Source organism: Rhizorhabdus phycosphaerae, assembly GCF_011044255.1.
Classification (GTDB): Bacteria; Pseudomonadota; Alphaproteobacteria; order Sphingomonadales; family Sphingomonadaceae; genus Rhizorhabdus; species Rhizorhabdus phycosphaerae.
Window position 1 is genome coordinate 728,177 of sequence record NZ_CP049107.1, and the last position, 24,804, is coordinate 752,980.

Below are 24,804 nucleotides of genomic sequence, written 5' to 3' on the forward strand. Positions count from 1 at the left end.
CTACGACCCAATAAAGGCTCTATAATATATTTTACGACATGAGGCGACAGGCGTAGCGCTGTCGGTCGAGAGGCGACCAACCCGGAGCGATCGATGCCGCATTACCGTTCACGCACCAGCACCCATGGCCGGAATATGGCCGGCGCGCGCGGCCTGTGGCGCGCCACGGGCATGACCGATGAGGATTTCGGCAAGCCGATCATCGCCGTCGCCAACAGCTTCACCCAGTTCGTGCCCGGCCACGTCCATCTGAAGGACCTTGGCCAGCTGGTAGCGCGCGAGATCGAGGCGGCGGGCGGCGTCGCCAAGGAGTTCAACACCATCGCGGTCGACGATGGTATCGCCATGGGCCATGACGGCATGCTCTATTCGCTGCCGAGCCGCGACCTGATCGCCGACAGCGTCGAATATATGGTCAATGCGCATTGCGCCGACGCGATCGTCTGCATCTCCAACTGCGACAAGATCACACCGGGCATGCTGATGGCGGCCATGCGGCTCAACATCCCGGTGATCTTCGTATCGGGCGGGCCGATGGAAGCCGGCAAGGCCGACATTCGCGGACAGACCGTGGCGCTCGACCTGGTCGACGCGATGGTCGTCGCGGCGGACGACAAATATAGCGACGAGGAGGTCGCGGTGATCGAGCGGTCGGCCTGCCCGACCTGCGGCTCATGCTCGGGCATGTTCACCGCCAATTCGATGAACTGCCTGACCGAGGCGCTGGGCCTGTCGCTGCCGGGCAATGGCTCGGTCCTCGCCACCCATGCCGACCGCGAGAAACTGTTTCGCGAGGCGGGCCGCACGATCGTCGATCTTGCCCGCCGCTGGTATGAACAGGACGACGCGACCGCGCTTCCCCGCTCGATCGCCAGCTTCGCCGCCTTCGAAAATGCGATGAGCCTCGACATCGCCATGGGCGGATCGACCAACACGGTGCTCCACCTGCTCGCCGCCGCCTATGAAGGCGAGGTGCCCTTTACCATGGCAGACATCGACCGGCTGTCGCGCCGCGTGCCCTGCCTGTGCAAGGTCGCGCCGGCCAAGAACGACGTCCATATGGAGGACGTCCACCGCGCCGGCGGGATCATGTCGATCCTCGGCGAACTGGAAAAAGCCGGCCTGATCGACGCGAGCCTGCCGACCGTCCACGCCCCCACCCTCGCCGATGCGCTCGCGCGGTGGGACATCGGCCGGACGAGCAGCGACAGCGTCCGCGAATTTTTCAAGGCCGCGCCGGGCGGCGTCCGTACCACGGTCGCCTTCAGCACGAACAACCGCTGGAAGGAACTCGACCTCGACCGCGAGAATGGCGTGATCCGCAGCGCCGAGCATCCCTTCTCGAAGGACGGCGGCCTCGCCGTCCTGTTCGGCAATCTCGCCCCCGAAGGCTGCATCGTGAAGACCGCCGGCGTCGACGACAGCATCCTCACCTTCCACGGAACCGCACGCGTCTATGAAAGCCAGGACGCCGCCGTGGCCGGAATCCTCGGCAATGAGGTCAAGGCGGGCGACGTGGTGGTGATCCGCTACGAGGGCCCCAAGGGCGGCCCCGGCATGCAGGAAATGCTCTATCCGACCAGCTATCTGAAGTCGAAGGGCCTCGGCAAGGCCTGCGCGCTGATCACCGACGGGCGCTTCTCGGGCGGCACCTCGGGTCTGTCGATCGGCCATGTCTCGCCCGAAGCGGCCGAAGGCGGGCTGATCGCGCTGGTCAAGACCGGCGATCCGATCCTGATCGACATCCCCAATCGCGGCATCACCCTCGACGTCGACGCGGCCGAATTGGCCGCGCGGCACGAGGAGATGGTCGCGCGCGGCGACAAGGCGTGGAAGCCTTTCGGCCGCAAGCGCGCCGTGTCACCGGCGCTGCGCGCTTATGCCGCGCTGACCACCAACGCCGCGCGCGGCGCGGTGCGCGATGTGAGCCAGATCGAAAAGCATTGATGGCGTCGGGTGCCCTCGCGTGGGGTGCCCGGTCCTTCACCAAGGTACGGGCTGACCGTCCCAGGCGAAGACGCGGCCGCTCTGCGCGGGCTTGAGGCAATCCAGCACCGACAGCAGACAGTCGGCCGACTTTTCCGGCGTGAACAGCTTCTCGGGGATGACGCCTCGCTGGAAGGGCTCGGACAGGCCGGTATCGACCGTTCCGGGGTGCAAGCCCGCGATGATCACGTCGGGATGCGTGCGGCCCAGTTCGATGGCGAAGTTGACGAGCAGCATGTTGAGCGCGGCCTTGCTCGCGCGATAGCTGTGCCAGCCACCAAGACGGTTGTCGCCGATCGAACCGACCCGAGCCGACAGCGCCGCGAAGACCGCCCTGCCCTGACGCGGCAGTCGGGGAATGACATGTTTCGCGATGAGTGCCGGGCCGATCGTGTTGATCTCGAACAGCCGCGCCATCGTTGCCCCGTCGATCGCGCGCCAGCTCTTCTCGGGAGACAGACCGCGATCCGCGTCGTGCAATAAGCCCGTCGCGACGATGGCCAGCCCGATCGGCTGCTCGACAGCGCCGATCGCCGCCTTGATCGATTCCTCGTCGGAGAGGTCGAAGGCAAAGGGGCGAACGATGTCGGGCAGCCCCTGCGGTGGCTTGCGACCTCCGCCGTGAACTGCAGCGAAATGCCCGCTTGCGGCGATAGCTTCTACCAGCGCGCGACCGATCCCGCCGCTGGCCCCGAAGACGATGGCCGCCTGACCGGCGCGGAGATCGTCATTCCCCACCCGCGATCGCCTCCGCCACCATGTCCCGAAGCGGCAGCTTCGCCTCCATGCGGATCGCCAGCAACGCCGTACCGCTGATCTTGCGCTGGACGAACAGCGTGTCGATCGGAGGAATATGCCAGGCGGCCCGATCGGCGGCGATCGTCCGCCCATGGCGGCGCAAAGGCTCCACGAAGGAGCGATCAGAGAAGTCGAACAGGCCCGGCTGGCCGAGATGCGCGATCATCACGTCGATCATGGCGTCGAGGGTGGCGCCATGACGCTCTACCGTCTGCTGTGCGACGAAGCCGACCTCGACAAGCGAGGCGCGCAGCGCATCGCGGTCTTCGGACAGCCCCGCTTCCATCAGCCGACGATAGCCTGCGACCGTCCTCTCTTCCACCGCGCGGGCCGCGCCGAAGTCGAGCAGCACGATCTCGCCGCTGTCGGGCCGCCAGCGATAATTGGCGAAGTTGGGGTCGGTCTGCATGTATCCGAAGCGGAACAGCTCGCGCAGCACGAGGCCGAACAGCCGCGCCATCACGGTGTCGCGCATCGCCTGCGGAGCGTCGCGCAGCGTCTCGATCGACTGGCCCGGCATATAGTCCATCGCCAGGATCGAATCCCCGCACAGATCGTCGATCGGACGGGGAATCGCGAAGCCCTCCTCGCCTTCGAGCAGAGCGGCGTAGCGCTTCATCTGCTCGGCCTCACGGCGATAATCGGCCTCCTCGTGCAACTGGCGCTTCGCCTCCTCCAGCAGAGGCGCGATGTCGAGTGTTTCGGGCAGCAGGCCGGTCATCCCCAGCAGGCCGGCGACATTATCGACATCCGCGTCGATGCTGGCGGCAACGCCGGGATATTGTACCTTCACCGCCAGCGCCCGGCCTCCCGGGAGCGTGGCGCGATGGACCTGGCCGATCGAGGCGGCAGCCATGGGCGTGGCGTCGAAGCGCTCGAAGCGGCGTCGCCAATCCTTGCCCCATTCGGCGCGCAGCACCGAGTCCAGCTGCGACGGGGGCATGCGGTGAGCGGACTCGCGCAGTTTCGACAGGATCGCGGTCAGCTCGGGCGGCAATATGTCGCCCGCATCCATCGAAATCATCTGCCCCATCTTCATCGCCGCGCCGCGCATGCGGGAAAGTTGCTCGGTCACGCGTTGGGCATTGGCAGGCGTCAGGATCAGATCGGACAGTTGCGGGCGTTCGCCGCGCGAAAGCCGTCGCGCGCCTTCGGCGAGCACGCCACCCGCGACCCCGCCCGCCATCTGCCCCAGGGACAGAAAGCGTGACAGCCGGGCCGTCGGCACGCGACGATAGGAAGCGTCGCTCATCCGAATCTCCTTTGCAGCGCCGGTCGCCAGCGCAGGAAGTGCAGGTACAGCCGTTCCAGCAGTCGCTCGACCGGGCGGTAGCGCGCGAGCAGCCCGATGGGCCGCAGAAGAGGGATCGCCCGCCACATGGCTGCGAAGGCTGCGGCCCCCGACAGCATCCGGCCCTGCTCCTCGGCATGGAACCGCGCGAGCAGTTCGCCGCGATCGAGCGGGCAACTGGACGAAGGATCGGCGACGTCGACGAAGCGAATGCGCGTCTTGCGGTCGAGCCGCCGCATCAGCGCGATCTCCCGCGTGCAGAGCGGGCAGGCGCCATCGTACCAGACGGTCACGGCTGGGGCGCTCGCATCGACGGCGCTGCTTTTCGGGTCAGCCATATATCCGCCATGCACCCTGCCGGCCTCTGCGGCGACCTGCCCGTTGGGCCATCGCCGCTTACCTGCCCTAAAGACCATGTTGTTCATCGCAAGCTCAACGCCACGGTCTGGCGATGGCTCCGACTTCACTCCCCCGCCCGCTCGTCCTCTTTGGCCTGTCCGGCATCCTGCCGCAGGCGCTGTGCGTGATCATGGCGCTCAGCGGCGGGGAAAGCCGTTGGATCGGGCTTGCCGCAGGATGCCTCTACGCCGGGCTGATCCTGTCATTCCTCGGCGGCCTTTGGTGGATGGCGGCACTGCTCGCCAATGAGCGCGCCAGCTGGCCCTATCTGTTGGCGGTGCTTCCCAGTCTGGCCGCCTGGGCCACCTTCCTGCCCTGGTGCATGGGCTGGCGCTGGCCCGGACCGTCATTGGTCATACTCGCTGTGCTGCTGCTTGCATCGCCCTTAGTCGACCGCGCTCTCGCCCATCGCTATCATGTGCCCGATGGCTGGATCGGCCTTCGTATCCGCATGGCGACCGGGCTCGGCCTGCTCACACTTGTGCTGGCTTTTGCCTAGACGATCGGCTCGACATCGACCGCGACGTCGATCTTCTGCCCGTCCTGCCCGGTGAATACGCCGTCGATCGGCGCGACATCGGCATAGTCGCGTCCCATGGCGGTGACGATATGGTCGCTGCCGACCAGACAGGCATTGGTCGGGTCGAAGCCGATCCACCCGCGCGCAGGACCGCACCAGATCACCACCCAGGCATGGGTAGCGTCGGCGCCGACGAGACGCGCCTTGCCCGGCGGAGGGATGGTGCGCAGATAACCCGACACATAGGCGGCAGGCAGACCCACGCCACGCAGTCCGGCTATCATGATCTGGGCGAAGTCCTGGCACACGCCGTGGCGCTTCTCGAACGCCTCGATCGGGGCGGTGTCGACCGCCGTCGCGCTGCCGTCATAGGTGAAGCTCGCATGAATGCGCGTCGCCAGCGCCAGTCCGGCCTCCACGATCCCGCGATCAGGCGCAAGATCCTCCGCGCACCAGGCCGTGATCTCGGCATCGAGCGGGATCGACGGCGACGGATAGATATAATTGGCCGGCCCCTCAGGCCCAAGGTCGGTCGAGCTGCGGACCAGTGCGGTGATCTCGGCGACCGTGGGGTCGTCGGCGCGAGGCTCGGGCGTCGGGCGGTCCACCTCGATCTGGAACCGGCTTTCGATCACGATCTCGCGCGACGGCTTGTCGACCACCATCCGCGTCACATGGCCCAGATAGCCGATCGGCCGCGTCCAGGCGATGCGCGCACCCGCCGACAGCTCCAGCCGGTGGTCGTGCACCGTCTGCCCCGACCATTCGACCGGTTGCAGCCGCAGGTTGCACCGCGCGAAAGCGACCGGATGGGCATAGCGGAAGCGTGTCTTGTGGCTGACCTTGTAGCGCATCGTCATCCCGATCAGGCCCCCGATCAAGCCAATGTCATGCCGGCCATGCGAAGACCTTCGCTGCCCTGCAGGAAGAAGCGGCTGCTGATCGCATTGGACAGTTCGGCCAGCATATTCTCGATCCCCAGCATCTTCTGGGCATCGAGCGTGTCGGCAGTCGCGGTGCGGATGGCCGCGTCGACCCGGTAGAAGATCATCTGGTGGGGCTCTGCCATGCCGTCGTCGCCGAGCGCCGGAAGCTGGCCGAAATGGAGCGCCATCTTCTCAAGCTGATAGGCGATCGACCGGGGGTTATAGGGATCGAGCGCGACGAGGTCGCGCACCGGCTCGAGCGAGAGGCCGGTCAGATAGCGCGCGCGATAGCTGATCTGGCTGTCGCAAAGGTCGAGCAGCGTCGTGAGATCGTCCGACGAAGCGTCGTCGCCCCCGAAGCAGCGCACCAGGCGACAGCCCCACAGCGCCCGCTCGATGCGCCGGCCCAGGTCGTGGAAGCGCCACCCCGCCGTCCGCCCCATATTCTCGGCGGCGAGTCCGGCGAGCGCCAGGAAACGCTCCTGCAGCTCGATCGCGCGGGCGAGCGTCGCCTCAGCATCTTCGGACAGCGCGCGAGGCATGGGCGCATCGACGAGCCGCCACACATCGGCCGACAGCCGGTCGCGACTCCCGCTGGCGATGCTGCGCGCGTGGCGCATCAGCGTCGCAACGCTGGCGGGACTATCGCCGTCGAGCGCGAACAGCGCGAGCTCGCGCAGATCATGCGTCTCGCCGACATCCTCCGCGAACAGATCGTCCTCATCCTCGTCGTCCTCATGGACGAGCGGAGCCGCCGCGCCGGAGGAGATCAACATGGTACCCAAACGGTCGAGCGTCAGCGGCACCAGCGCGGCGCCGCCATCGGCGACGATAGACCCACCCAGCGTCGCCCGGATCAGCCGCAGCGTCGCCTCGCCGCGCTCCAGATAGCGGCCGAGCCAGAAAAGATTGTCGGCGGCGCGGCTGGGCAGCGTACCCGGATTGCGGCGGATCGGCAGTTTCTGCGGCAGCAGCGAGACCGGTTCGACCGCGCGGTTGCCCACGACGCAGACATCCGCCGAAAAGGCACCCTCCCCCATGACGGTGGCGCGCGCATCGGACTCGTCTCCGATCCGCGCAAAACCACCCGGCATCACGGTCCATTCGCCATTGGCGTCGCGCGCCGCGAAGACGCGCAGGGTGAAGGGACGCGGGACCAGCTGTCCGTCAAGCACCACCGGCGCGGTCGACAGGTGCACATCCTCCAGCCCGACATAGTCCATCGGCCGCCGGCGCATGTCTTCGAGCAGACGCGCGCGATCGTCGGACGACAGCGTCGAGGCCAGCACCGGGCGGCCACGGCGCAGCCCGACGGGCGTCTCGCTAAAGGCCGGCGCGATCAGCAACTCGTCGAGCCGCGCTTCGACCTGCGCGCGGGGCACGTCCTGCCCGCACCACCAGGTGGCGATATTGGGCAGGATCAGGTCCTCCGACATCAACCGCCTTGCGAGAGTCGGCAGGAAGGCCGCCATCGCGGTCGACTCGACGGCGCCGGCGCCGGGCGCGTTGGCGATCACCGCCTGCCCTGCGGCCATGGCATCCATCAGCCCCGGTACGCCGATCGCCGATCCCGCGTCGAACGCCAGCGGATCGAGAAAGCGCGAGTCGATCCGGCGCCACAGCGCATCGACGCGCTTGAGGCCTTCAATCGTCCGGACGAACAGCCCGTCCTCGCGCACCGCCAGATCGCTGCCCTCGACAAGCAGCAGGCCGAGATAACGGGCGAGATGCGCCTGTTCGGCATAGCTCTGATTGTAGCGACCCGGGGTCAGCAGGCCGATGCGCGGTTCCGAGCGGCGGCAGACAGCCGACAGCCCTTCGCGGAAGGCTGAAAAGAAAGGGGCAAGCCGCTCGACGTGGAGCCGCGTCTGCAATGCGCCGAAAAGCCGCGTCGAGGCGAGCCGGTTTTCCAAGGCGTAGCCGGCGCCTACCGGCGCGCGGACATGGTCGTCGAGGACGCGCCACTGCCCGCTCGGGTCGCGTCCGAGATCGGCGGCATAGATGTGGAGATGATAGCCGCCGGGCGGCTTGATCCCGATCTGCGAGCGCCAGAAGGCGCGGTTGCCGGTGACCAGCGCGGCAGGCAGCGCGCCGCCCGCAATCAGCGTCTGCTCACCGAACAGATCGTCGAGCGTCCGTTCGAGCAGGTCGGCGCGCTGGGCGACCCCCGCCGCGATGATCGCCCAGTCGTCCTCGCCGATCAGGAGCGGCATGGTCGATACCGGCCAGGGCCGCTCGACCTCCTCGCCGGGAAAGCGGAAGGCGGTGCCGAGCTCGCGCACCTGACGCACCATGCGCTGCTGCAGCATGTCGAGCCGGCCTTCACTCTGGCGCGCCACGCCATCGAACAGGCTCTGCCACCAGCGCGCGCCCCGGCCCACATCGCCCCGCACCACGTCGGCCGCCCCGGCCTTGGCAATGTAGGACTGAAGCCAGCCTTCTCCGAGGCTCGGCATTCCGGGCAGTTCCGCCATCATCTCCCCCTGCATGACGGCCCCTACAAGATCGGTGGCGCGCGCAGATCGAGCGTCATCGGAAATTCGCTGGGGCGCTCGGCCATCGGTATCGAAACCGTGCCAGGCGTGTGGCCATGATCCTGGAACCTCGCCCGCCGCCGCGCTTCCGCTTCGAGATCGTTGATCGGCATCGTATCGTAATTGCGTCCCCCGGGATGTGCGACATGATAGACGCAACCTCCTAGCGAACGGTTATTCCAGCGGTCGAGCACGTCGAACGTCAGCGGCGCGTCGGGCTCCAGCAGCGGATGGAGGCAATTGGCCGGCTTCCACGCCTTGTAGCGCACGCCGCCCACCGCCTCCCCCGGAACGCCCGTCGGCGTCATCGGTACCGCCCGGCCATTGACCGCGATGACATGGCGGCCGGGCACCAACCCGCTCGCCCTGACCTGCAACCGCTCTGTCGAACTGTCGACATAACGGACGGTGCCGCCGATCGCCCCGGTCTCGCCCAGAACATGCCAGGGCTCGAGCGCGTGAGCGATTTCGAGCGTCACACCGCCAGCACAGACGGTGCCGTGGACCGGGAAACGGAACTGGCGCTGCGCCTCGAACCAGGCCGGATCGAAATCATAGCCGGCATGGCGCAGGTCCGACAGCACCTCCATGAAGTCCGCCCAGACGAAGTGCGGCAGCAGGAACCGGTCGTGCAGCGCGGTGCCCCAGCGAACCAGCCCGCCCTTTTGCGGCTCGCGCCACAGCCAGGCCGTCAGTGCGCGCAGCAGCAATTGCTGCGCCAGGCTCATGCGCGGCTCGGGCGGCATTTCGAAGCCCCGAAATTCGACGAGCCCCAGGCGCCCGGTCGGGCCATCCGGCGAGAACAGCTTGTCGATGCAGATTTCGGTCCGGTGCGTATTGCCCGTCACGTCGACCAGCAGGTTCCTGAACAGCCGATCGACGATCCACGGCGCCGGAGGGGCCCCCTCGTCGGGTCCGGGCACCTGCGCCAGCGCGATCTCGAGTTCGTATAGCCCGTCGTGCCGCGCCTCGTCGAGGCGCGGGGCCTGGCTGGTCGGGCCGATGAAGAGTCCGGAAAAGAGATAGCTGAGCGACGGATGGCGCTGCCAGTAGAGAACGAGGCTCTTCAGCAGGTCCGGTCGACGGATGAAGGGCGAGTCGGTGACCGAACGGCCGCCGAGGACGATGTGGTTCCCCCCGCCGGTGCCGATCGCGCGACCGTCGATCATGAACTTGTCCGCGGTGAGACCCGTCTCGCGCGCAAGCTCATAGAGGCCGGTCGTGATCTCCACTGCCTCCCGCCAGCTGCCGGCCGGATGCACATTGACCTCGATGACGCCGGGATCGGGCGTCACCTTCAGCACGTTGAGGCGCGGATCGGGCGGAGGCGAATAGCCTTCGAGCCGGATCGGAATCGCCATGCGCGACGCAGTCACCTCGACCGCCGCCACGAGATCCAGATAATCCTCCAGCCGCTCGGTCGGCGGCAGGAAGACCGACAGATAGCCGTCGCGCGCCTCGACCGTGACCGCCGTCCGCACGGCACCTTCGATCGGCACCTGCTCCTGCCGGTCCTGCCGTGCCAGGCCGTCCGCTGACGGCGCCACCGCCTGGGTGCGCTGCTGGTAGAAATCGGGGAGCGGTTCGCGCGGCTCGGTGGTGTCGCGCGGATGGAGGTAGGGATAGTCCGAGGGCGGCACGAAGGGCAGCGAGCCGAGCGGCAGGCGATAGCCGAGCGCGCTATCGCCCGGCACCGCGAACAGGCGCCCGCGCCGCAGCTGCCAGCGTTCCGACCGCCACCGCCCCGGAACCGGCGCCTGCTGCACATTCCACGCCTGGATCGGCAGGACGAAGCCCGAAGGCCGGCTCAGACCCCGCTCGAAGGTCTTGACCATGCGGGCCCGCGCCTCGGCATCGTCGATCTTCGGATCGGTCGGATCGACATTGGCCGGAAGCTGCGCTTCCTTCACCGACCATTCGACCGGATCTTCGAAGGCCGGCATGACCATGTCCCGGCCCACGCCCAGATCGTCCGCCAGCGCGGCAAGAAAGGCCTGCGCCTCGGCCTCGCCGACGTCCCGGTCCGTATCGCCCGCCGCAATCAGCGCGGCATCCTTCCAGACCGGCAGCCCATCGGTGCGCCAATAGACCGAATAGCCCCAGCGCGGCAGGCTCTCACCCGGATACCATTTGCCCTGGCCATGGTGCAGCATCCCGCCCGGGGCGAACCGCTCGCGCATCTTGCGGATCAGCCGATCGGCATAGCCGGCCTTGGTCGGGCCGACGGCGTCGCCATTCCATTCGGGCGCCTCGGGGTCGTCGAGCGCGACGAAGGTCGGCTCGCCGCCCATCGTCAGCCGCACGTCCTGCGCAACCAGATCGGCATCGACCTTCTCGCCCAGCGCATCGAGCGCCGACCAGCGATCCTCGGTGAACGGCTTGGTGATCCGCACCGCCTCGGCGATGCGCTGGACCGACATGTCGAAATGGAAATCGACATGGGCCGGCTCGAGCAGGAAGCCCTCGATCGGGGTGGCCGACCGGAAATGCGGAGCCGCGGCGAGCGGAATATGGCCCTCGCCCGCGAACATGCCCGAAGTGGCGTCGAGCCCGATCCATCCTGCCCCGGGCACATAGATCTCTGCCCAGGCATGCAGGTCGCACACGTCCGCCGCGACGCCCTTGGGACCGTCGATCGGAACGATGTCGGGCGTCAGCTGGATCGAATAGCCCGAGACGAAGCGGGCTGCGAAGCCCAGCCGGCGCGCGGCCTGGACCAGCAGCCATGCGGAGTCGCGACAACTGCCGGTGCCGATCTGCAGCGTCTCCTCGGGCGTCTGCACGCCCGTCTCCATGCGGATGACATAGCCGACCTGCCGGTTGATCGCGACGTTGAGCTCGACGAGGAAATCGATCGTGCGGGTCTCGACGCCATCGAACTGCGCGACGAAAGCGTCGAAAGCGGGCCCCTGCGCCTCCACGTCGAAATAGGCGGCCAGATCGGCGGCGATCCGCTCGTCATAGACGAACGGGCGACGCTCGGCATAATCCTCGACGAAAAAGTCGAACGGATTGACCACCACCAGATCGGCGATCAGATCGACCGTGATCGAGAATTCGGTCGCCTTCTCCGGGAAGACGAGCCGCGCGAGCCAGTTGCCGTGCGGGTCCTGCTGCCAGTTTATGAAGTGATTTTCGGGCGTTATGCGCAGCGAAAAATTGTTGACCGCCGTGCGACTGTGCGGCGCCGGCCGCAGGCGAACCACCTGCGGACCGAGCGATACGGGACGGTCGTAGCGATAGACCGTCTGGTGATGCAACGCCGCCTGAATCATGGCCCGAGTGTCAGCACATCCCGTTGTGCAGTGCAATGAAGAGTTGTGACGGCTTTGTTGCTGACGGTGGGCGCGTACCGTCAGCGCGGCAGTTGCAGGTTGAGATAGCTCGTCACCAGCGCGGCGCGCAGCGCGTCTTCCTTGGGCTCCACACCGGCTGCATGCCCGCCCTCCAGCGCCTCGAAATAGAGGAAGGGTGCGCCGATCGCTTCCATCTTCGCGGCGAATTTTCGGGCATGGCCTGGATGAACGCGATCATCTCGGGTCGAGGTGTAGAGGAAGGGCACCGGATATTTCACCCCCGCCTTCAGCGCCTGATAGGGCGAATAGCGCGATATGAAGGTCCAGTCCGTCGCCACGTCGGGATTGCCATATTCGCCCATCCACGAGGCGCCGGCCAGCAGGTGCGAATAGCGCTTCATGTCGAGCAGCGGCGATCCGATTACGGCAGCGCCGAAAAGGTCGGGCCGCTGGGTCATCGCGACTCCCGCCATCAATCCGCCATTGGATCGGCCGGACACGGCAATGCGGCCCTTTGCGCTGATCCCCGCCTTCACCAGATCTTCGGCGACGGCGTAGAGATCGTCATAGGCGTTCTGCCGCTTCTCGCGCAGCGCCGCCTGGTGCCAGGCGGGCCCATATTCGCCGCCGCCTCTGATGTTGGCGAGAACATAGGCATTGCCTTCCTCGACCCAGAACAGGCCGGCTGGCCCCGAGCGGTAGGGTTCGTTGACCAGATAGACCGGGGTCTGCGCCGCCTCGAACCCGCCATAGGCATGGATCAGCGCAGGCACAGGCTCAGTCGCCCCGCCCTTGCGCACGAGAAAATAGGGAATCCGCGTGCCGTCCTTCGAGGTCGCAAAGCGCTGTTCGACCGTCATGCCGGTTGCGTCGAAGCGCGGTTTCAGTGCCTGGACGACGTCCGCCTTGCCATCGGCCGCAGCCGCATAAAGCGCCGGAGGAGTGAGCATCGCTTCGACTGTCGCGAAAGCGCGGTCATCCTTGCCGGAGACCGCCCTTATGTGGACGGTCGCCTTGTCGGGCAAGGCCGCCGTCGTCGCCACCCAGCGCCCGTCGTCGCTTCGGCGCAGCGCGATCAATCGGCCCGACACGTCGTCGAGCAGTTTTATCCACAGCGCCTTTCCGCCTGCCTCGACCTCCTCGACCGCCTGACGTTTGGTGGGGACGAAGACCGTCTCGATCGCCGGAGCGCGGCCGGCCAGAAGCTCTGCGATCGGATAGGCGATGATGGCACCCGCAGGCCGGCCCTGCCACGGGCTCTTGAGGGTCGCGATCAAGCGCCCGTCGATGACATCGTTGACCTCCGCATCATCGGGGAGCGGAGACGACACGAGCCGACCGTCGGCTGCGACATGACGGATCGTGCCGTGAAAGAAGTCGGTGCGGCGGTCGACCCAGGACCAGCTCCGGCTGCCGTCGTGGACGCTGCGCGCGCTGATCGACACGTCGGTACGCTCGCCCTCGGCGACCTGCGCCGCCGCCGCCAGCGGAGTCCCCCGCTTCCAGCGCTTCACCATACGCGCATAGCCGGAGTCGGTCTTGCTGCCCTCGCCGAAATCGGTCGCGACATAGAGCGCATCGGGCCCGTCCCAGGCGAGGCTGGTCTTCGCTTCCGGCACCACGAAGCCGCCCTCGACGAAGCTGGCGCGGTCGAGATCATATTCGCGCTCGACCACCGCGTCGCCACCGCCATCGGACAAGGCGACCATGCAGCGGACATAGGCCGGTGCCAGACAGGTCGCGCCCTTGAACGCCCAGCTGCGCCCCTCGGCCTTACCGAGCGCGCCGACATCGATCAGCGTCCGCCATTCCGGCTTGCCGGCGGTGAAGCTGTCGACCGAGGCCAGCCGCCACAGCCCGCGCGGATGTTCGGCATCCTGCCAGAAATTGAGCACCCGGCCCGCCAGCACCTGATCGGGCACCGCAATCTTCTGACGGTCCGAGAGCAGCGCGAGCGCACGGCTGCGATAAGTCTCGAACCCCGGCTGCTTCTCCAGTTCCGCGAGCGAGCGGTCGTTCCAACGGCGAACTGTGGCGATGGCCGAGGCGCCGTCGACCTGCTCGAGCGCCGTATAGGGATCGGCAACAGCATCCGTCTGCGCCATCGCCATGGTCGCCGGCATCGACGCGCAGAACAGGGCGGCACCGCCCAGAAGATGGGATTTCATCGGAGGAACCTCTGGATAGGATGTCCGAGAATGTCCTTCCAACCGCTTGCGATCAAGCCATTTCGACCAACTCGATCAGCCCGGGCACGAGCGATGCGACGAGCAGCGCCGCCATGACCAGGTTGAACGCGCGCAGCGCCTTCGGTCGGTCGAGCAGATGGCGGACGACGGTCCCTCCCCCCGCCCACAGGGTGATCGCGGGAAAGCCGACAAGCGCGAGGACCGTAGCGATGAGGATGACGTCACCTGTCAGATGGTCGGGCCGCGCGAAGCTGGTCGTCGCGCCGAGACACATCGCCCAGGCCTTGGGATTGACCCATTGGAAAGCGGCCGCGTCGAGCGGGGTCAGCGGCCGCGCCCCCGCCGACCGACCGCCTACGCTGACCGACGTCGCGATCCGCCAGGCCAGATAGAGCAGGTAACCGGCCGAGAGGACATGCAGGAACCGATAGAGCCACGGCAGGCGGCCGATGATCCCGGCCAGGCCGAAGCCGAGCAGGAGCACCATCACGACGCATCCCGCGCTGATACCCACCATATGCGGCACCGTCCGGCGAAAGCCGAAGGTCGCGCCCGAGGACAGCAACATCATATTGTTCGGGCCGGGTGTCACGCTCGACACAAAGCAGAATGTCACAAGTGCGATCAGAAGCTCTGGCGACATGTCACCGGCCCAATTGTCGGGCGACGCCATAAGCGGCATCGGTCATCATCACCTGTCCAGCCTCGGTTCGCTCCTGCTTCGGAGGCCCGGCAAAATGCGACGCGGCGAAGACCGCGATCGAACCGACCAGCCAGAATGTCACGACAGCCATCGTCGAAATACGAAGCACAGGCACCTCCTCGACCCTCCCGAGTCGACCTTGAGCGGATTGACAGCCCGCCATTGCGACCTATTGTATCGATTCTCAATTCGAGATTTGTCACTGTGACATTATAGGTGCGCTCCATGTGGGTTCCGACGCTCGACGAAGGCCATGCGACGGTTTCTGGGCGATTGCTCGATGCGCTCCGCCGCGACATCGATAATGGCACGCTGCCGCCCGGGACCCGGCTACCGCCCCATCGCGAGCTCGCCCACCGGTTGGGCATCGGCATCGGCACCGTGACGGCGGTCTATGGCGAGGCCGCACGCCACGGCCTGCTCAATGCGACGGTGGGACGCGGCAGCTTCGTGGCCGACCGGCGGACCAGCGCGACCACCGCCGACGCCGGTGCCGCGCCGATCGACCTCGCGCGGAATCTCCCGCCCTCCGCCCCGGCCCAGCGACGCCTGAGCGCGGTGCTCGCGCGCCTGTCCCGTCGCGGCGACATGGCGTCGCTGCTCGACTATGCGCCGCCGGCCGGACAGGAACGCCACCGGCAAGCCGCCGCCGGCTGGATCCGTCGCGTCGGCGGGCTCGGCGACGCCCGCGCCGATCGCATGGTCATCACCGATGGCGCCCAGCAGGCGATGCTCTACGCCTTGGGTGCGCTCTGCCGGCCAGGCGACACGGTGCTGACCGAATCCGCCACCTATTTCGGCGTCCGCTCGATCGCGCAGACCTGCGACCTGAGGCTCGTCGGCCTCGATATGGACGAACAGGGCATCCGGCCCGACGCGCTCGAACGCGCCGCGCAGACGGGCGCGCGCGTTCTCTACACGATGCCCACGCTGCAGAATCCCACCGGCCGCACGATGGGCGACGCGCGCCGCCGCGACATTGCCGCGCTGGCGAGCCGACACGGCCTGTGGATCGTCGAGGACGATCTCTACTCGGCCTTCGCCGCCGGCTTCGCGCCCCCACCTCTCGCCAGCTACGCGCCCAACCGGACCCTCTACATCAACGGAACATCCAAGGCGCTCGCCCCCGGTCTGCGGACCGGTTACCTGATCTTGCCCGATGCGGAACTGCTCGACCGGGTGCTGCGCCAGGTCCGCGCGCATGTCTATGCGCCCTGCTCGATCGGACCCACCATCGCCTGCCAGTGGATGGAGGACGGCAGCGCCGACGAGATCGTCGCGGAAATTTCCGAGGAACTGGCCGCGCGCGGCGACATTGCCCGGCTTGTGCTCGGGGACCTGTTCGTGCCGCCTGCCGATCGGCGCTGCCCGCATCTCTGGCTGCCCCTGCCCGAGCTGGATGCCGAGCGCATCGCCGCCCGCGCAATGCGGGCAGGCGTACAGGTCACGCCGCCTTCGGCGCCGCTGATCGAGCCGCGACTGATATCGGGCATCCGGCTGTGCCTGGGGCCGGCGGCGGACCGCGCACAGCTGCGGACCGCGCTCGACCGGCTGGCCGGCGGACTTGACGCGGATCACCCCGAACCCGCCGCAGCCGTGGTATGAGGCCGCTCCCCGACCGATTCTTCTGGACGAACGAACGATGACGACCGATCCCTTTGCCCTGTTCGCCGACTGGTTCACCGAAGCCAAAGCCAGCGAACCCAATGATCCCGAAGCGATGGCGGTGGCGACCGTGGGCCAGGACGGGCAGCCCTCCGTCCGGATGGTGCTGCTGAAGGGGCATGATACGCGCGGCTTCGTCTTCTACACCAATTATGAGAGCCGAAAGGCGGGGCAGATCTTCGAGACCGGACGCGCCGCTCTGTTGTTCCACTGGAAGTCGCTGCGCCGCCAGGTCCGCATCGAAGGCCCCGTGCTGAAGGTCAGCTCCGAAGAGGGCGACGCCTATTTTGCGACCCGCCACCGGGACTCTCAGCTCGGCGCCTGGGCTTCCGAGCAATCGCGCCCGCTCGACAGCCGCGAGACCTTCGAGGCGCGCTATGACGAGATGGCCCGCCGCTTCGAAGGCCAGCCGGTTCCGCGTCCGCCGCACTGGTCGGGCTTCCGCGTCGTGCCAGAGCGGATCGAATTCTGGCTCGATCGGCCCCATCGCCTGCACGAGCGCCGGCTGTTCCTGCGCGAGGGCGAAAGCTGGAACAAAGGCATGCTTTACCCATGAGCGTCGCCGCATGACCATGTCGGCCAATGTCCGCGCCGGCATGGCTTCGGTGTCGGTCGCCGGTACGCTGATCCTGCTCAAGGGCTATGCCAGCTGGCAGACGGGTTCGGCCGCCGTTCTCGGCTCGCTGGCCGACACAGCGCTCGACCTGATCGCCTCGCTGGTGACGCTCTACAGCGTGAGGCTGGCGGCGATGCCGGCAGACCGGCAGCATCGTTTCGGCCATGGCAAGGCAGAGGCCATCGCCGCCTTTTTCCAGGTGGTGCTGATCAGCCTGTCGGCTTTCTGGATCATCGTGCATTCGATCCAGCAGCTGGTCGCGGGCGAGCGTCCGACCGAAGCGATGGCGGGCATATGGGTGTCGGTCGTCGCCCTCCTGCTCACCCTGCTGCTGATCTCCTATCAGCGCCGGGTGATCGCGCGCACCGGATCGCTCGCGATCGGCACCGACCGCATCCATTATCAGAGCGACCTGCTGCTCAACGCCGCGGTGATCGCGGCGCTGCTGATCGAGGCCGAGCTGGGAATCGCGGGCGCCGATGCGATCGCCGGCATGGCGATCGGGCTGTGGCTGCTCTACGGCGCCTATGGCGCCTCGCGCACGGCGATCGATCAGCTGATGGACCGCGAATGGCCCGAAGATCGCCGTCGCGCCTTCATCGAGGTGGCATCGCGCCATCCCGAGCTTCACGGCATCCACGATCTCAAGACCCGTACCGCCGGCCACAAGGATTTCGTCCAGTTCCACGTCTGGGTCGATCCGGACATGACCGTGGGCGAGGCCCACCGCGTGATGGACGAGGTCGAGGCCAAGCTGTGCGACGCCTTTCCGGGCGTCGAGATTTTGATCCACCCCGACCCGGCCGGGCATCGGGAACAGGGCGAGGAACGCTGCTCATGAAAATCCCCTTCCAGCAGGTCGATGCCTTTGCCGACCGCCCCTTCACCGGCAATCCAGCCGCGGTGATGCCGCTCGAAGCCTGGCTCGACGACGCGACGCTGCAGGCGATCGCGGCGGAGAATAATCTGGCGGAGACCGCCTTCATCGTTCCCTGGGCCGGGCCCGAAGCCGATTTCGAACTGCGCTGGTTCACGCCCGAAGTGGAGGTGGCCCTGTGCGGCCATGCGACGCTCGCGACCGGCCATGCCCTGTTGTCGCGCGAAGGCGCTCCCGACGGCGTTCGCTTCGCCACCCGCAAGTCGGGCGTGCTCGAGGTACACCGCGTTGGCGACGGCTATCGCCTCGCTTTGCCGGCCTGGGAGATGTCCCCCGCCGATCTCTCCGCCCAGGCGGCGCCGCTGGGCGCGCGGCCCGAAGAGATGCTGTGGCGCGACGGCGGCTATGCGCTGTTCCGCTTTGCGGACGAGGCGACGATCCGTTCGTTGAACCCCGATTTCCGCGCGATGCGGTCGTTCGACGACCTTCTCTTCATCGTCACCGCACCCGGCGATTCCACCGACATCGTCAGCCGCGTCTTTGCGCCGGGCGCCGGCATCGACGAGGATCCGGTGACGGGCTCGGCCCACTGCCTGCTCGCGACCTATTGGGCCGGACGGCTCGGAAGGACGCGCTTCTCCGCTTATCAGGCGTCGACGCGCGGCGGCCATATCGAGGTCGAGCTGGCCGACGACAGGGTCTATCTCGGCGGGCGATGCGTGACCGTCATCGAGGGGGTCTTCACCCTCGGCTGACGCGACGCGGAGCGGTCAGGCGGCGTCCATCAGCCGGGCGGACACGGTTTCCTCGATCCAGCCGCCACCCAGAACGCGGTCTCCGGCATAGAGCACCGCCGCCTGCCCGGGGGCGACGCCATATTCAGGCTGATCGAAGCTGAGCAGGCCGCCCTCGAAACGGGCGGGCACCGGCTTCGCCAGCGAGCGCACCTTGGCGGTCAGCGGGCCGTCATGGCCTTCGCCGATCCAGTTGACATCCTCCAGCCTGGCCGCCGACACTGCCAGGGCGCGGCGCGGCCCGACCACCAGCCGCTTCGTGGCTGGCTCGAGGCGCACGACATAAAGCGGCTCGGGGCTGCCCCCGATCTCGATCCCGCGACGCTGGCCCACGGTGAAGTGGATGAGCCCGCGGTGCCGTCCGACGACGCGTCCCGACAGGTCGACGATCTCGCCGTCTTCGGCCGCTTCGGGGCGCATCTTCTTGACGATCGACGCATAGTCGCCGTCGGGCACGAAGCAGATATCCTGGCTGTCCGGCTTGGCGGCCACGCCGAGACCGATCTCGGCTGCGATCTCGCGCACGCGCGGCTTGGGCAGCCCGCCCAGCGGAAAGCGGAGATATTCGAGCTGGTCGCGGGTCGTCGCGAACAGGAAATAGCTCTGGTCGCGCGCAGGATCGGCGGCACGGTGGAGTTCGGGCCGCCTACCCTGCCCCAACACACGGCGCACATAATGGCCCGTGGCAAGACAGTCCGCGCCGAGATCGCGGGCGATGCCGAACAGGTCCGTAAACTTCACGCTCTGGTTGCAGCGCACGCAGGGGATAGGCGTCCGGCCTGCCGCATATTCGTCCGCGAAGTCGGACATGACCGACTCCCGGAAGCGGCTTTCATAGTCGAAGACATAATGGGCGATGCCCAGCCGGTCGGCGACGGCACGCGCGTCGCGTATGTCCTGTCCGGCGCAGCAGCTGCCGGTGCGGCCGACAGCGGCGCCATGGTCGTAGAGCTGGAGCGTCACGCCGATCGTCTCGGCACCGCTGGCGGCAGCGAGAGCCGCGACCACCGAACTGTCCACGCCGCCGGACATGGCGACGACGATCCGGGCGCCCTTGAGGGAGCCGTCGACCGCCTGTTCGAGCTGAAAATCCGCGTCCATCGCGCGGCCCATAGCAGAAGGTGCCGCCGTCGGCAGCGGATTTTGGGCTTTTTGGAGGAAAAGGCGGTGAATCAATATGCTAAATAGCGCTCACCGCTCCCCATGGGCCGGGGGGCTACGGAGAATTCCGGGTCTTAAAGTTCGTTTCAGCCCTAAAGATTCGCTCCGCCCCGCCGTTTCTTGGTGTGTCACGGGAATGGGCAGGTGTCGGAATGAAGATCAACATCAACGAATTCCGCATCGACAAAGCCCAATCGGTCGAAGCTCCGCTGGACTTCGCCACGCTCTGCGCCCTTATCGCCGAACATCAGGCCGCCACGCCCACGGCGCGGCTCGCCCTGTCCGACGACGCATATGAGGAGCCGATCGACCCCGTCCATCCAGCGGTCGCCGTCCTGCTTTCGGGGCCAGGGCAGCCAACGGCGACGGGCAATGCGCAGGGCAGCTTTCATGCAGCTGCCGCTGCGCTTTTCAGCGGAAGAGCGCGGTGAACATGATGATCACCGCATTTACCTTACCGCGAAAACTTTCCTTTGCAGCGCGTTCATTAAAACGGCGGCGGGGAAACAGTCACGGTCGACGGACCATGTTCGAGGTATCGCATGCTTGAGAATCAGAAGATCCGCCCGCACCAGGTCATTGGTCCTCTCGGCGAACCGCTCACGCTCGACAGCCTGCCTCCGGCCGGCACGACGCGATGGGTCGTGCGCCGCAAGGCCGAGGTCGTGGCAGCGGTCAGCGGCGGCCTTTTGACGGTCGATGAAGCGTGTGAACGCTACGGCCTCAGCGTGGAGGAATTCGCCGGCTGGCAACGGGCCGTGGAGCGATCGGGCATGCCCGGCCTCCGCGTGACGCGGATCCAGCACTACAAGTCCCTCTACGAACGACAACAGAAATACTGATCGCGCCACACGGCGAATATCGGGGTCCGCCTCCACCGGGGGCGGGCCCTTTTCTTATGTTGCGCTATGCTTCTCGACTGTTGCCGAACGGAACAAGCTGCGACGATGCACGTAGTGTTGGCAGGAGATCCGGCGGGGACCGGACCCGAAACGGCACGCAGGAGGACAACGTGATCGACTTCATCATTTTTCTTATCGTTGGCGGCATCATCGGCTGGCTCGCCAGCATCGTGATGCGCACCGACGGACAGCAGGGGATCATCCTCAACATCGTCGTCGGTATCATCGGCTCCTTCATCGGCGGCGTGCTGTTCGGCCCGACCCTGGGCGGAGGCGGCATCTATGGCTGGCTTTCGGCCTTTCTGGGCGCGGTCATCCTGCTCGCCATCGTCAACCTGATCCGTCGCGGCAGCGTCCGCTGATTGCCCGAAGCGGCCGGCATTTCCGCCGGCCGCTTCTCCCTTGGCCGGCACCGCCCGCCATCAGAACAGTTTGAAGACGCCACCCCTCGCTCTACTGAGTGCCACACGCACAGGGCGACAGAGACTCGAGGGGGCATATCCATGGCGAACCGCGCCAAGCTCACGGCCTACGGACTTCCGCGCAAGCCTTTCGCCATCCGACCCGCGCCGCACGAGCGCGACTGGATGGACGCCACCAGCCAGCGCTATGCCTATCGCTGCCTTCCGCTCAACATCGCCAATGCCCATGGCTGGGAACTGCTCTGCACGCAGGGCTTTTCCGCCTGGTGGAACGGCAATCCGGGTCTCGACGCGATCAGGATCGAGCCCGATGTCGCGGGCGAAGTGCCAGCGATCAGCCATTTCGGCCATGGCATCGTCACCTTTCATATCAACGCGGTGTTCCGGACGGAGCCAGGCTATGATCTGATGGTCCAGGGGCCGATCAACCGTCCGAAGGATGCGATCGCACCGCTGTCGGGAGTGGTCGAAACCGACTGGACCCCTTTTACCTTCACCATGAACTGGCAGTTCACGCGGCCGCAGACGGTCATCCGCTTCGAGCCGGGCGAGGTCTTCTGTCATATCTATCCCATCCGGCGCGGCGACATCGAAAGGTTCGAACCCGAATTCCGGGCGATCGAGGACGATCCCGAGCTTTATGCCGAGTTCCAGGCCTGGTCGGCCAGCCGCGCCGGCTTCCTGAGCGATCTGAAAGATCCCAAATCGCCGACGAGCGGCGACAAATGGCAGAAACATTATTATCGCGGCCAGACGGTCGGCGGCGGCGAGGTCGCGTCCGACGATCATCGGACCAAGATACGGCTCAAGCCCTTCTCGGTCGTCAGACCCGACGGCGGAGAAGGCGGGAGCTAGCTCGCAGGCTCCCCGCCGCTTCCCGGCGGCGGCATGACCTGCGCCTGATCGAGCGACAGGATCACCCGCGGCGGCTCCGCGCTGAAATCGAAGATCGGATGCGCCCCGATCGATACGCGACCGGCGACGAGGCTCCCCGCAGGGATTCCACGCCCCGTCGACGCGGCGACGAAGATGATCTCCGCTCCTTGCGCGGGCAGGCAGTCGAGTTCGGTTTCGAACAGGCATTCCCCCCCGATCGAAAATCGCACCAGCATGTCGTCCCCCATCGCCGCGCCCGTGACGGCATCCGATCGCTCATCGCGCGCTTTCGTTATCAGGGGCAGGAAAGATCGTTGCATCCTGACGTCGCTGCCCGCGCGAGGAAATGCTGGAAAGGTCGGCATTGATCCGGGCACGCAACGAGCGTAAAAGGACCGTATCGGGGATGGACCGGTCGCCTGGACGATCGGTTACAGCGAGGCGTAGCTGGTTCAGCTTTGCGTGCCGTTGAAGCCATTCGCCGGAGCATCCGCCATGGAAAGCGCAGTCATCCGATGGTTCATCGCGGGGGTCTTCCTCGCCTTCCTTGCGAGCGTGATTATAGCCGACCTTGTCGGCCGAATCCGCCGTGCCTCGCCGCGCAGGCCGACTGACCGGGGCTTCCGCCCGGCAGGACGCCGGCCGGAAACGCGTGGGGGCTGGAAGGCCGGCGGGCGGCGGTGACGTCGGGTCGGACCCGCGCCACCGCCTGATCGGTCATTCGAGTTCGAACGTGACCGAGATGCTCACCGATATCTTCTGCTCACCGGCCTCGATCATCGTGTCGGCAGCGGCTTCCTTGCGGACCATCGCCATCGGCGCCATCGGACGATAGACCGGCATCGGTTCGCTCGAGCCTTCGCTGATCGCGAGGATGCGCTTCACGCGCATGCCTGCTGCGCGGGCATAGAGGTCCGCACGCTGCTTCGCCGTGGCAACGGCCTGTTCACGCGCCTTGTCCAGCAGCGGCTCGGGCTTGTCGATCGACAGCGAGGGGCCATCGATCTGGTTCGCGCCGGCCGCGACGAGCGCATCGAGAACCGGTCCGGCTGCCTTGATGTCGCGGAAGCGGACGCTGACACGCGACGAGGCCTGATAGCCGGTGATCACCGGCGGCTGATTGTCGGCATAGCGATATTGCGGACTGAGCGAGACCGAGGTGGTCTGGATGTCGCGCTCCGCCACACCGGCCTTGCGGATCGCCGCCACGGTCGCAGCCGCACGCCGCGCATTGTCCTTCATCGCTTCGGCGGCCGTCGGCGCCTGGGTGACGACACCGGCGCCGACGGTGGCGATGTCGGGAACCGCGTTGACCTCGCCCGACGCGACGATGTCGAGCCGAGTCCCGATCACGGGCGGATGGCCGGGGGGCAGCATGGGCTGCTGTGCCATCAGCGGCGCTGCCGCCGCGGCTGCCAGGAGCGCCGCTCCACCGAACCGGGAAAAACTTACTGTCATATTGGTCTTGCTCCTGCTTTGCCGCAACTCCCCGTGCGTGCTATCGATCTTTTGGTTGATCCTCGCTGCACGCGGCATGAACGCCTTTCGGGACCGTTATGATCCATGGCGATCTTGCCGCAGCCGCTCGCCTCTTGAGCGAGGTGATGTATTACTATAATACAGCTGGATCGAGGCGAAGGGGGCCCGCGCGGCCGATAACGGGATTATGGGGATGAACGTCGAATCCGGCATCCAGACCGACTACAGGGCATATGATTTCGACGAGCAGCAGGCTCGTCGGCGCCGCTGGACTATCGCTGGAGCCATCGCTGCCGCAGTGATCGCCGCCGGCTTGATCGCCTATGTCCTGTTCGGCGGCAAGAAGGCCGCCGCTCCTGCCGCTCCGGCGCCGGGCGTGACGGTGATCGTTCCCGGCAGCACCGATGTGGTGACCACGATCTCGGCGACCGGCACGCTTGCAGCCAAGCGCGAAATGCCGGTCGGGATCGCCGGCGAAGGCGGCATGGTCCAGGCCGTGCTGGTCGAGCCGGGCAGCTGGGTGAAGGCCGGGCAGACGCTGGCCGTGATCGAGCGATCCGTCCAGACGCAGCAGGCCGCCTCGCTCGCCGCCTCGGTACGCGTCGCGCGGGCCGACGCGCAGCTCGCGCAGGCCGAACTCGATCGCGCCAAGGCACTCGTCGCGCGCGGCTTCATCTCCAAGGCCGACATCGATCGCCGCACCGCGACCCGTGACGCCGCCATCGCCCGGGTGGCCGTTGCCGAAGCACAGCTCGGTGAGAGCCGTGCCCAGATCGGCCGCCTCAGCATCCGCTCGCCCGCCTCCGGCCTTGTCCTGACGCGCGCGGTCGAGCCCGGACAGGTGGTGGGTGCCGGAGCCGGCGCCCTGTTCCGCGTCGCCAAGGATGGCGAGATCGAAATCCGCGCCCAGCTGGCCGAACAGGATATCGCCCGGCTCAAGGTCGGCGACACCGCGCAGGTGACGCCGATCGGCGGCAGCCGCGCCTTCACCGGTACGGTCTGGCAGATTTCGCCCGTGATCGATCCGCAGACGCGTCAGGGCACCGCCCGCATCCAGCTGCGCTACGATCCCGCGCTTCGTCCGGGCGGCTTTGCAAGTGCGGCCATTCGCAGCGGCTCGGTCAAGGCCCCGCAGCTGCCCGAGTCGGCCGTGCTGCACGACGACAAGGGCTCCTTCGTCTACGTCGTCGGGCCCGACAACAAGGTGGTCCGTCGCGACGTGAAGACGGGCGACGTCTCCGATGCCGGCGTCGTGGTGCTCTCGGGTGTGCAGGGCAATGAAAAGGTCGTCCTCTCCGCAGGCGCCTTCCTCAACCCCGGCGACAAGGTCACCCCGCAGATGTCCAACCGCCCCGCCGCCCGCTGAACTA

General features: G+C 67.0%; 23 protein-coding genes. 11 read left to right on the forward strand and 12 right to left on the reverse strand.

Features of this window, described 5'->3' with window-relative positions; translation table 11 throughout:
- Positions 1-93: 93 nt before the first annotated feature.
- Positions 94-1,947 carry a dihydroxy-acid dehydratase gene (ilvD, locus tag G6P88_RS03400; protein WP_165321838.1) on the forward strand — a complete coding sequence of 618 codons (1,854 nt, stop codon included), beginning with the start codon at positions 94-96 and terminating at the stop codon, positions 1,945-1,947.
- A 36-nt stretch (positions 1,948-1,983) separates the two neighbouring features.
- Here the strand turns inward: ilvD and G6P88_RS03405 are convergent, their stop codons facing one another.
- Genes G6P88_RS03405 through G6P88_RS03415 form a run of 3 tightly spaced genes read right to left on the reverse strand, consistent with a single transcriptional unit; the run spans position 1,984 to position 4,413 of the window.
- The gene (locus G6P88_RS03405) at positions 1,984-2,724 is read right to left on the reverse strand and encodes an SDR family NAD(P)-dependent oxidoreductase (RefSeq protein ID WP_165321839.1); all 741 of its coding nucleotides are present in this window, start codon (positions 2,722-2,724) and stop codon (positions 1,984-1,986) included.
- Positions 2,714-4,036 carry an ABC1 kinase family protein gene (locus tag G6P88_RS03410; RefSeq protein ID WP_165321840.1) on the reverse strand — a complete coding sequence of 441 codons (1,323 nt, stop codon included), beginning with the start codon at positions 4,034-4,036 and terminating at the stop codon, positions 2,714-2,716. Before G6P88_RS03410 ends, G6P88_RS03405 begins: the two co-directional genes overlap by 11 nt.
- A complete protein-coding gene (locus G6P88_RS03415) occupies positions 4,033-4,413 on the reverse strand; it encodes a thiol-disulfide oxidoreductase DCC family protein (protein WP_165321841.1) in 381 nt (126 codons plus the stop codon). The genes G6P88_RS03410 and G6P88_RS03415 overlap by 4 nt, the downstream gene beginning before the upstream one ends.
- 113 nt (positions 4,414-4,526) lie before the next feature.
- On the opposite strand from G6P88_RS03415, the gene G6P88_RS03420 reads away from it, so the two are divergent.
- Positions 4,527-4,973 (forward strand): DUF3429 domain-containing protein, encoded by a 447-nt coding sequence (locus G6P88_RS03420; protein ID WP_165321842.1) that lies wholly within the window; start codon positions 4,527-4,529, stop codon positions 4,971-4,973.
- Here G6P88_RS03420 and G6P88_RS03425 read toward each other — a convergent pair.
- From G6P88_RS03425 to G6P88_RS03450, 6 genes are all read right to left on the reverse strand, one after another.
- Entirely contained in the window at positions 4,970-5,848 is an 879-nt protein-coding gene (locus G6P88_RS03425; protein ID WP_165324874.1) for a transglutaminase family protein, read from the reverse strand. The two genes, G6P88_RS03420 and G6P88_RS03425, sit on opposite strands and share 4 nt — an antisense overlap.
- Before the next feature lie 23 nt (positions 5,849-5,871).
- Positions 5,872-8,409: a circularly permuted type 2 ATP-grasp protein gene (locus G6P88_RS03430; RefSeq protein WP_165321843.1), complete on the reverse strand. Its 2,538-nt coding sequence runs from the start codon at positions 8,407-8,409 to the stop codon at positions 5,872-5,874.
- A gap of 8 nt (positions 8,410-8,417) precedes the next feature.
- On the reverse strand, positions 8,418-11,729 hold the full coding sequence (locus tag G6P88_RS03435) for a transglutaminase family protein (RefSeq protein ID WP_165321844.1): 3,312 nt from the start codon (positions 11,727-11,729) through the stop codon (positions 8,418-8,420).
- 80 nt (positions 11,730-11,809) lie between these two features.
- A complete protein-coding gene (locus tag G6P88_RS03440) occupies positions 11,810-13,918 on the reverse strand; it encodes a prolyl oligopeptidase family serine peptidase (protein WP_165321845.1) in 2,109 nt (702 codons plus the stop codon).
- A 52-nt stretch (positions 13,919-13,970) separates the two neighbouring features.
- The gene (locus G6P88_RS03445) at positions 13,971-14,555 is read right to left on the reverse strand and encodes a LysE family translocator (RefSeq protein ID WP_226946707.1); all 585 of its coding nucleotides are present in this window, start codon (positions 14,553-14,555) and stop codon (positions 13,971-13,973) included.
- A 28-nt stretch (positions 14,556-14,583) separates the two neighbouring features.
- Positions 14,584-14,751 (reverse strand): hypothetical protein, encoded by a 168-nt coding sequence (locus G6P88_RS03450; protein ID WP_165321847.1) that lies wholly within the window; start codon positions 14,749-14,751, stop codon positions 14,584-14,586.
- 116 nt (positions 14,752-14,867) lie between these two features.
- Here G6P88_RS03450 and G6P88_RS03455 point away from each other — a divergent pair, with 116 nt between their 5' ends.
- From G6P88_RS03455 to G6P88_RS03470, 4 genes are read left to right on the forward strand one after another with little or no spacing between them, the layout of a single operon-like run.
- Positions 14,868-16,247: an aminotransferase-like domain-containing protein gene (locus tag G6P88_RS03455; protein WP_165321848.1), complete on the forward strand. Its 1,380-nt coding sequence runs from the start codon at positions 14,868-14,870 to the stop codon at positions 16,245-16,247.
- 37 nt (positions 16,248-16,284) lie between these two features.
- Positions 16,285-16,863 carry a pyridoxamine 5'-phosphate oxidase gene (pdxH, locus tag G6P88_RS03460; RefSeq protein WP_165321849.1) on the forward strand — a complete coding sequence of 193 codons (579 nt, stop codon included), beginning with the start codon at positions 16,285-16,287 and terminating at the stop codon, positions 16,861-16,863.
- Positions 16,864-16,873: 10 nt separating this feature from the next.
- Positions 16,874-17,764 (forward strand): cation diffusion facilitator family transporter, encoded by an 891-nt coding sequence (locus G6P88_RS03465; RefSeq protein ID WP_165321850.1) that lies wholly within the window; start codon positions 16,874-16,876, stop codon positions 17,762-17,764.
- Positions 17,761-18,555 carry a PhzF family phenazine biosynthesis protein gene (locus G6P88_RS03470; protein ID WP_165321851.1) on the forward strand — a complete coding sequence of 265 codons (795 nt, stop codon included), beginning with the start codon at positions 17,761-17,763 and terminating at the stop codon, positions 18,553-18,555. The genes G6P88_RS03465 and G6P88_RS03470 overlap by 4 nt, the downstream gene beginning before the upstream one ends.
- A gap of 15 nt (positions 18,556-18,570) precedes the next feature.
- Here the strand turns inward: G6P88_RS03470 and mnmA are convergent, their stop codons facing one another.
- The gene (mnmA, locus tag G6P88_RS03475; RefSeq protein WP_165321852.1) at positions 18,571-19,695 is read right to left on the reverse strand and encodes a tRNA 2-thiouridine(34) synthase MnmA; all 1,125 of its coding nucleotides are present in this window, start codon (positions 19,693-19,695) and stop codon (positions 18,571-18,573) included.
- Between the two features lie 212 nt (positions 19,696-19,907).
- Between mnmA and G6P88_RS03480 the strand changes: the two genes are divergently transcribed.
- The 4 genes from G6P88_RS03480 (at position 19,908) to G6P88_RS03495 (ending at position 21,934) form a co-directional block, all read left to right on the forward strand.
- Positions 19,908-20,186: a hypothetical protein gene (locus tag G6P88_RS03480; protein WP_165321853.1), complete on the forward strand. Its 279-nt coding sequence runs from the start codon at positions 19,908-19,910 to the stop codon at positions 20,184-20,186.
- A gap of 111 nt (positions 20,187-20,297) precedes the next feature.
- Complete coding sequence (gene sciP, locus G6P88_RS03485) at positions 20,298-20,597, forward strand: CtrA inhibitor SciP (RefSeq protein ID WP_165321854.1); 300 nt, start codon at positions 20,298-20,300, stop codon at positions 20,595-20,597.
- 173 nt (positions 20,598-20,770) lie between these two features.
- On the forward strand, positions 20,771-21,019 hold the full coding sequence (locus G6P88_RS03490; protein WP_165324875.1) for a GlsB/YeaQ/YmgE family stress response membrane protein: 249 nt from the start codon (positions 20,771-20,773) through the stop codon (positions 21,017-21,019).
- A gap of 141 nt (positions 21,020-21,160) precedes the next feature.
- Positions 21,161-21,934 (forward strand): DUF6065 family protein, encoded by a 774-nt coding sequence (locus tag G6P88_RS03495; RefSeq protein ID WP_165321855.1) that lies wholly within the window; start codon positions 21,161-21,163, stop codon positions 21,932-21,934.
- Here G6P88_RS03495 and G6P88_RS03500 read toward each other — a convergent pair.
- Positions 21,931-22,191: a hypothetical protein gene (locus G6P88_RS03500; protein ID WP_206335849.1), complete on the reverse strand. Its 261-nt coding sequence runs from the start codon at positions 22,189-22,191 to the stop codon at positions 21,931-21,933. The genes G6P88_RS03495 and G6P88_RS03500 overlap by 4 nt on opposite strands.
- Positions 22,192-22,672: 481 nt before the next feature.
- Positions 22,673-23,413, reverse strand: coding sequence for an SIMPL domain-containing protein (locus G6P88_RS03505; protein ID WP_226946708.1), 741 nt, complete (start codon positions 23,411-23,413; stop codon positions 22,673-22,675).
- Between the two features lie 214 nt (positions 23,414-23,627).
- Between G6P88_RS03505 and G6P88_RS03510 the strand changes: the two genes are divergently transcribed.
- Positions 23,628-24,800: an efflux RND transporter periplasmic adaptor subunit gene (locus G6P88_RS03510; RefSeq protein WP_425594468.1), complete on the forward strand. Its 1,173-nt coding sequence runs from the start codon at positions 23,628-23,630 to the stop codon at positions 24,798-24,800.
- Positions 24,801-24,804: the final 4 nt, after the last annotated feature.

What these genes read in the sequence shown, in the direction of transcription:
- G6P88_RS03420 (WP_165321842.1), top strand. Translation starts at nt 4,527, where the DNA reads ATGGCTCCGACTTCACTCCCCCGCCCGCTCGTCCTCTTTGGCCTGTCC.
- G6P88_RS03510 (WP_425594468.1), top strand. Translation starts at nt 23,628, where the DNA reads ATGAACGTCGAATCCGGCATCCAGACCGACTACAGGGCATATGATTTC.
- G6P88_RS03470 (WP_165321851.1), top strand. Translation starts at nt 17,761, where the DNA reads ATGAAAATCCCCTTCCAGCAGGTCGATGCCTTTGCCGACCGCCCCTTC.
- G6P88_RS03480 (WP_165321853.1), top strand. Translation starts at nt 19,908, where the DNA reads ATGAAGATCAACATCAACGAATTCCGCATCGACAAAGCCCAATCGGTC.
- G6P88_RS03415 (WP_165321841.1), bottom strand. Translation starts at nt 4,413, where the DNA reads ATGGCTGACCCGAAAAGCAGCGCCGTCGATGCGAGCGCCCCAGCCGTG.
- G6P88_RS03500 (WP_206335849.1), bottom strand. Translation starts at nt 22,191, where the DNA reads ATGCTGGTGCGATTTTCGATCGGGGGGGAATGCCTGTTCGAAACCGAA.
- pdxH (WP_165321849.1), top strand. Translation starts at nt 16,285, where the DNA reads ATGACGACCGATCCCTTTGCCCTGTTCGCCGACTGGTTCACCGAAGCC.
- G6P88_RS03505 (WP_226946708.1), bottom strand. Translation starts at nt 23,413, where the DNA reads ATGACAGTAAGTTTTTCCCGGTTCGGTGGAGCGGCGCTCCTGGCAGCC.
- sciP (WP_165321854.1), top strand. Translation starts at nt 20,298, where the DNA reads ATGCTTGAGAATCAGAAGATCCGCCCGCACCAGGTCATTGGTCCTCTC.
- mnmA (WP_165321852.1), bottom strand. Translation starts at nt 19,695, where the DNA reads ATGGACGCGGATTTTCAGCTCGAACAGGCGGTCGACGGCTCCCTCAAG.
- G6P88_RS03435 (WP_165321844.1), bottom strand. Translation starts at nt 11,729, where the DNA reads ATGATTCAGGCGGCGTTGCATCACCAGACGGTCTATCGCTACGACCGT.
- G6P88_RS03410 (WP_165321840.1), bottom strand. Translation starts at nt 4,036, where the DNA reads ATGAGCGACGCTTCCTATCGTCGCGTGCCGACGGCCCGGCTGTCACGC.
- G6P88_RS03465 (WP_165321850.1), top strand. Translation starts at nt 16,874, where the DNA reads ATGACCATGTCGGCCAATGTCCGCGCCGGCATGGCTTCGGTGTCGGTC.
- G6P88_RS03495 (WP_165321855.1), top strand. Translation starts at nt 21,161, where the DNA reads ATGGCGAACCGCGCCAAGCTCACGGCCTACGGACTTCCGCGCAAGCCT.
- G6P88_RS03440 (WP_165321845.1), bottom strand. Translation starts at nt 13,918, where the DNA reads ATGAAATCCCATCTTCTGGGCGGTGCCGCCCTGTTCTGCGCGTCGATG.
- ilvD (WP_165321838.1), top strand. Translation starts at nt 94, where the DNA reads ATGCCGCATTACCGTTCACGCACCAGCACCCATGGCCGGAATATGGCC.
- G6P88_RS03425 (WP_165324874.1), bottom strand. Translation starts at nt 5,848, where the DNA reads ATGCGCTACAAGGTCAGCCACAAGACACGCTTCCGCTATGCCCATCCG.
- G6P88_RS03455 (WP_165321848.1), top strand. Translation starts at nt 14,868, where the DNA reads ATGTGGGTTCCGACGCTCGACGAAGGCCATGCGACGGTTTCTGGGCGA.
- G6P88_RS03430 (WP_165321843.1), bottom strand. Translation starts at nt 8,409, where the DNA reads ATGCAGGGGGAGATGATGGCGGAACTGCCCGGAATGCCGAGCCTCGGA.